The sequence below is a fragment of the Pseudomonas sp. P4_B4 genome (genome assembly GCF_056402255.1).
Map to the genome: position 1 here is coordinate 1 of NZ_JBFUHS010000068.1, position 6894 is coordinate 6894.

Consider the following 6894-nt stretch of genomic DNA (forward strand, 5'->3'; position numbering starts at 1 on the left):
GAGCTGAGAAGCGTTACTAGCGGAGCTGAGAAGCGTTACTAGCGGCATTAAAAGCGGGCTGGAGCTACGAAGAACGCTTTAGGTGTAATTAGCCAGCCAAACATCGTCGGCGCTACGCGCCGACGATGTTTGAACTGGTTTTTACACACTCTGGGCCATGGATGGCCGATGGCGGCGGGCCCACGGAGCAGGACCGGAGCGAGGGCATGCCGAGCCACGGCGAGGCACCGAATGTCAGGGGCAAGAGCCCTTGGTTACTTGGGGCTTTTCCAAGTGACCCGCTGTAAGAGCGGAACCATAGGTGGCCGTTACCGCAGAAACGGATATGTACACCATCAAAAATCCATGCCACCTGACACAAAGCCATCGCGAGCAAGCTCGCTCCCACAGGGGACCGGGTTGTTCACAGCAATTGTGAACGACACAGTTCCAATGTAGGAGCGAACCTGCTCGCGATGCGGTTCAGGCAGACACCACTTCAACCACCGGCATTTGCCAGCGCTGATTGACCACCTGCTGCCCAGGTCCATACAGGCGCAGGACCAGGCTGAACGCCCCGCTTGCAGGTGTCGGCAACCAGTTGCTCTGCGCAGTTGGAGCGGTATTCTGCAGGATCAACGTCAACCCGCCGTCCGCATCCATCTGCAAACGATCCCGGCTGCTGAGGCAGTAACGATTGATCGGATTGGCCACCAGTTGCCGGTCCGGCAAGTCATACAACGTCAGCGACCAGAACTCGCTAGCGGGCGGCAATTGACCCGGTGCGAAACGCAGGCGATAGCTTCGCCCGCCCTGCAAGGGTTGCCCCTGATTATCCAGGCGAGTGCCGGTGTAGAAGGCCTCTTCCACGCTGTTGCCGTAGATGCCGACATTCGCCGCGACAGCGCGGTTGAGGTAATTGCCGTTCAGCGCTTCGCGCGTGCCGAACAGGCCGAGGGTGGTGCGTACCTGGCTCACCGCGGTTTGCAGTTGCGCCTGGGCGTCCTGAATCCCGGCGAGCAGTGCCTGGCGCGTTGTTTGCGGCAACGTCGCCGGGTCGAAACCCTGACCGGGCACGATGCCGATCCGGGCAAAGCGTGCGCGCAAGGCTTGTTCGGACGGTTGCGTGGGACACAGGCTGAGGATCTGGTTCAGCACCGGGATAAACTCCAGCCCCAGCCCGGTCTTGCTGTCCCAGGGTAGCCAGCTAATGACGGGTGCAGCCACGGGCGGTGCACTGCCGATGAATTCATGCAACGCACGCAAACCGTATTGCTGCTGCAAGGCACGCACCGCCGGCAGGTCCTCGGCGCTTTTCAGGCCCGTTCTCCCAAGCACCATGACGATTTCGGTTTCACTGCGCAGCACGGCCTTGACGCCGTCCGGTGTCGGGCCTTGCCAGTCGGGCCCGGCGATCAGGTAGTTCCCCGCTTCGCGACCGGTGCTGAGCACGCCGACATAGGCAAAGTTGTGGGTGTACTGGTCGACCAGTTGAAGCACGTAATAGCGCTCGTCATCGACCGCCGGCACGCTCAATATCTGGGGTTCGCTGCGCAGGTCGAGCCAGGCCCAGGAGTACGGCGTGTCGTTGTTCGGCGTGACGATGTCGCGGTTGTTCGGAGTAAACAACTCGCCGTAATGACGAAAGCGGTTGAAGCCGCCGACGTACTCCGGCGCGGCCGGGTTGAGCGCCTGTTTTTCCATGGTCTGGTAATGCATGAGCATGGGGTAGGCGTAAATCCACGCCTCGTTGGCAATCTGCCGCGGGTCATCGGAATCAGCGGCCAGCAACCAGCGTGGAAACATCAGGCTGCCTCCCAATACCCCCATGCTGCCCAACACCCAGCGGCGACTGAAAATCAGGTTCATGATTCGATCCTCGCAATCGTCGGCAACTGATAACTCCCGTCCAATGCCCCGCCCTTGGGCAGGTACAGGCGCAACAGCAGGTTGAACGGACCTTGCGGCGTCGGCAGCCAGTTGCCCTGCGGCGCAGCCATGGGCGCATCGGCCTGCAGGATCAGGGTCAAGCCGCCGTCGGCATCGTATTGTAGACCAGGGCTGCGATCGCCCAGGGCATAACGCTGGATCGGGTTGGCCACCAGCAACTGGGTTTTGCCGTCATACAGGGTCAGCGACCAGAACGCATTCACTGGCGGCAATTGCCCGGCCGGGAAATGCAGGCGATAGGCGTGCTGGCCGGTGAGCGCCTGCCCCTGGGCATCGTGCAACGCCATCGGGTACAGCGCTTCTACCGCATCGTTGGCGTAGATGTAGCGCCAGGCGACCGCGGCACGGGTCAGGTCATCGTCGCCGTATTTGCCGACGTTGGACGGCGACGGCAACCAGCCCTGTTGTTCCACCGACAACTGGCTCGACGCTGCACGCACCTGTTCGCGGCCGGCTTCGGCACCTTGGGCGACGGCTTCGCTCAAGTCCGCCGGTGCCTGGAATTCGGTCCCCGGCTTCACGCCGATGGCGGCGAAACGTGCCAGTTTCTTTTGCTCGCTGGCAGTCCACTGATGCAAAGGAGCCAGCGCGTTGAAGGTGCTGAACAACGCCTGCGCCGGCCCTTGTTTGGTATCCGTGTACGCTGGCAGTTGCAGCGGTGCCAACGGTTCAGGCGTCGCACCGCCGCTCACTGTGGACAGGGGTTGCAAGGCGTAGCCCTTCAGCACTTGCGCGGCGTCTTTCTGATCCGCTTCGCCTTTGACTTCGGTCCGTCCCAACAGGAAGACCAGCCGGCTCGGTGAGCGAATCACAGCGCTGAAACCCGATGGCACTGGCCCCTTCCAGTCCGGCCCGACAATCAGGTAGCGCCCTGCCTGATCCCCCGTGGCGCGGGTGCCGATGTAGTCGAGGTTGTCGGTGCGCATGTCCACCAGTTGAAAGCTGTAGTAGCGGCCTTGCACGGCCGGCACGTCCAGCGCCATCGGTTCGCCGCGCAGATCGAGCAAGGCGCGGGAATAGAAGGTGTCGTTGTTGGGCGACACCACTTTGTTGTCTTGCGGACCGAGCAGGCGCGGTTCGCTGTAGAGACGATTGAACGGCAGTTTCGCGGTGATGGCGCTGAGCACCTTGTCGTGTTCGACGGTGGCGTAGGCGAACACGTAGGCCTCCTGCGCCAGGGCTTTCGCCTGTTGTTGATCGATAGTTGCGGCGTGAACAGTGCCCAGGCTCGCGCCCAGGGCCAGTGCGGATATCCAGTAGCGCATGGCAGATCTCCTGTAGCAAAACATCAGCACACACAGATCCCTGTGGGAGCGGGCTTGCCCGCGAAGAGGGAGTGTCAGTCGACTACATTGCTGCCTGACACGCCGCCTTCGCGAGCAAGCCCGCTCCCACATTGGATTTGCGGTGGTTTGGCGAATGGTTACTTGGCCCAGCGCCGCAGGTCCGACGGGGTGTAGTCGTCGGTCTTGGCGGCGAAGCCCACGCGCATCGGCTCGGTCTCTTCGTTGGCCAGGCCGCCGGCGTAGTAGCGTCCGGAGATCAGGTCGTACGATGTTTCCAGCACGTTGTAGGTGAAGCCGTGGTCGTACTGTTGAATCGCGTGCAGTTCACCGCTGCGCCATAGCTCACCGCGGCTGTCGTACTGGTCCGACTGGGCGATCTGCCAACTGTCCTCGTCCACATAGAACCGGCGCTTGGCGTAAATATGCCGCGCATCAGGCTTGAGGGTCGCCTCCACCACCCACACGCGGTGCTTCTCGTAACGAGCCAGGTCCTGGTTGACGTGGTTGGGCTTGATCACGGCGTCGTACTTGAGGTCGCGGCTGCCGATCTTGTAGCTGTTGTAAGGGATGAACAGCTCTTGCTTGCCCACCAGTTTCCAGTCGAAACGGTCCGGCGCGCCGTTGTAGCCGTCGATGTTGTCGGCGGTGATCAGACCATTGCTGTAACGGGCGCTGTTGTCGTAGGCGATCATCGGTGCACGACGCACGCGACGTTGCCCCGGCAGGTATTGCCAGGCCGATCGCGGCTCGGCGACCTGGTCGATCGGCTCATGCACCAGCACCGCCTCGCCGGACAGACGCGCCGGTTCCAGCACCCGGCTCTTGAACATGAACAGAATGTTCGAGCCCGGCTCCAACCCGCCCACGGTATCGGCAAAGTTGATCAGCGACTGGTTGCGCACGTAACTGGTGGCGCCGTTTTCACGCACCAGTGCGGCGCTGCTGATGCGCTCGTAGCTGCCGCCGCGATAACGGGTCATGTGGTTCCACATCACCTCCAGGCCTTCGGTGGGCAACGGAAACGGAATGCCCCTGGCATAGTCGTGCAAGCCGTTGCCGCCGTCGGCCATGCTGGTCTTGGCGACGTTCTCACGACTGGCCGCCAGTACCTCCTTGGGCAGGTTGGCGCTGCGATGGCTCGGGTAGATGTTCATCTTGTAGGTGTCGGGAAAGCGCTTGAACAACGCGATTTGCCCGGGGCTGAGAAACTTCTGGTACTGCGCCAGGTTCTGCGCGGTGACAGTGAACAACGGTTTCTCGGCGGTATACGGGTCGCTGTAGCCGCCCTTGCTGTCGACGGTGCCGGCGTTGCTCGCCAGGCCACCGGTCCAGGCCGGAATGCTGCCGTCGGCATTGGCTGCCATTTCCGAGCCCATGGGGGTCAGGGTCTTGCCCAGTGCCGCTGAATCGGTGCCTTTGGCCTGAGCCAGGCCGACGGTGCAGGCCATGGCCAGCACGCACAATTGCATACGCATAACGGTTCTCCTTAGAAGTCTGCCTTGAAGCTGACGGACGCGAAATCGCGGTCGTCGAGGGTGCTGTAGTCGTTGGAACCGAAGAACGCGTTGTAGGCCAGTTCCACGCTGTAATCGTTCATGTAGACGCCGGTCAGGCTCACGCCCAGCGCTTGCTGGCCTTCCTGGAACGGCCCTTGTGGATCGTACGAATAGCCCTCGACGTCATGCCGCCAGTTGACGGCCGGAATCAGGTTGATACCCGGCAGCACGTCGCTGTATTCCAGGCTGGCGCGCAGGCGATAACCCCACGACCAATCGGTGGCAAAGCCCTTGTCGGTGCAGAATTGGTTGGTCACACCTGAAGCCACCGTGTTGCACGGCGTGCCGTTGCGCGGGGCGCTGCGGCCGAACGCAGCATTGCGGCCCAGGCGCTCGTCCCCCAGATCGTCGATGTGCACGACCCCGGCTTCACCGAACAGACTCAGGCGCGTCGCACCCAGCACGTTGTCGATGGCCTGGGTGGCCGAACCGGTCAGCTGCCAGACGCCCTTGCGCTCCCACGAATCGAACTGGCTGCCATTGGTGGTGCTGAAGCCCGGCGGCAACTGCACCCAGGAACTGCCCCCCGGTCCGGAGATCACGGCGACGTTGACGTCGGGCGCGTTGATCGCGATCGGCATGTTCGGCCGGTAGCTCAACTCACCGGCCAGGGAAATCCCGGTGACAGGCTCGACGCCGTTGAGGCTGATGCCGTACAGGTGAATGTTTTCCGGGAAGGCCGCCGCATAGCTCGGCCCCTGGATACCACCGGGGAAGGTGCCGGGCAACGCGGTATTCCTGGCATTAATGGTGAAGTACGGCAAACGCGAGTGATAGTTGATGTAGTAGATCGCCGCTTCCGCATCGTTGAGCGCCGGGATCATCTGGCGCAGGGCGAAGCCGAACTGGCCGTTGTCGGACGGCGATTCGTTGCCCCGGGACGTGGCGAACAAACCAGCGGCCTGCATCTGTTGATCGGTCTGTACCTGACTCAGAAACAGCGGCCCGCAACCCGGCTGGATCACATCGCTACTGGCGAAGAAAGTGCCGCAACCGTCGAGTACGCTGGGGCGCCAGTTGTACTGGTAGAAACCTTCGAGGTTGGTGGTGTCGGTCAGGCCGAAGCTGAAGGAGACCATCTCCACTGGCAATTGGCCTTCCTTGATTTCCACGCCGGGACGGTTGAACGCCGAGATGTCCAGCGGGTTGATCACGTTGATGCCGTTCTGGATCAGCAGCGCTTCGCCCCAGGACAACACCTGGTTACCGACCTTCACGCCCAGCGGATGCTCGGCCACCTGGAAGTCTTTCCAGACGTACGCATCGAGCACCTCGAAGCCCTTGAACTTGGCCAGGTCGTCCCAGCCTGAATCGTCGAAATCCTTGAAGCGGCCATTGCCGGTTTCATAGGCGTGGTCGTACCAGTATTTGAAGCGAATGAACGCGCCCTGGCCCTGGCCATCGAGACTGACATCGGTGAGGCCCTTGAAGAGTTGCGAGATGGGGTCGCCCCTCTCGAAGTTCAGCCGGTTGTCGTCGGCGCTGACGCTGGTGCCATTGGCGTTCACGCCCTGAGCCTGCAAGGCGTTGGCGCGGGTCATCAGGCTTTTGTCGGGGTTTTGCGTCGACCAGCTGCTGCCCAGGCTCAGGCTGGTCTTGGTCGACAGGCTCCAGTCTTCGTTGAGGTCAAATGTGGTGGCGTACGTTGGCCCCGTCAGTACGGCAAGAATCGCCAGCGCAAGGGGTTGCGGGCGAGTGTGGCCAAGCCGGTGAAGCCGCGGACGGACTCCGGCTGTGGCCGAGCGTTTTTTTATCATTATTGGGCTCCGGTCAGGTTTGCTCAGCCCGGACACGGTGCCCAACTATCGAGCGCGACACGCAAGCGATGGCCGACAAAAAATAATCATCGGGGTGGCTGCGGGGCAGACGGTATTTGTTTTGAAGGTGTACATATCCGTTACTGCGGTAACGGCGGCTAATGGTTCCGCCCTTACGGCGGGTTACTTGGAAAAGCCCCAAGTAACCAAGGGCTCTTGCCCCTGACGTTCGGTGCCTCGCCAAGGCTCGGCATGCCCTCGCTCCGGTCCTGCTCCGTGGGCCCGCCGCCATCGGCCATCCATGGCCGGCGGCGGCTAACCCGGCATCCATGCCGGGTTGCCCACTGCGCAGAACCTCCACTCGGC

General features: G+C 62.1%; 4 protein-coding genes. All 4 read right to left on the reverse strand.

What is annotated here, in order from left to right:
- Window positions 1-462 precede the first annotated feature (462 nt).
- Window positions 463-1848: a DUF1254 domain-containing protein gene (locus AC1DVE_RS30910; RefSeq protein WP_477784432.1), complete on the reverse strand. Its 1386-nt coding sequence runs from the start codon at window positions 1846-1848 to the stop codon at window positions 463-465.
- The gene (locus AC1DVE_RS30915) at window positions 1845-3194 is read right to left on the reverse strand and encodes a DUF1254 domain-containing protein (RefSeq protein ID WP_477784433.1); all 1350 of its coding nucleotides are present in this window, start codon (window positions 3192-3194) and stop codon (window positions 1845-1847) included. Before AC1DVE_RS30915 ends, AC1DVE_RS30910 begins: the two co-directional genes overlap by 4 nt.
- Before the next feature lie 158 nt (window positions 3195-3352).
- Window positions 3353-4690, reverse strand: a complete 1338-nt coding sequence (locus AC1DVE_RS30920; RefSeq protein WP_223461273.1) for a DUF1329 domain-containing protein — start codon at window positions 4688-4690, stop codon at window positions 3353-3355.
- An 11-nt stretch (window positions 4691-4701) separates the two neighbouring features.
- Window positions 4702-6528, reverse strand: a complete 1827-nt coding sequence (locus AC1DVE_RS30925) for a DUF1302 domain-containing protein (protein ID WP_223543497.1) — start codon at window positions 6526-6528, stop codon at window positions 4702-4704.
- Between the last annotated feature and the right edge of the window lie 366 nt (window positions 6529-6894).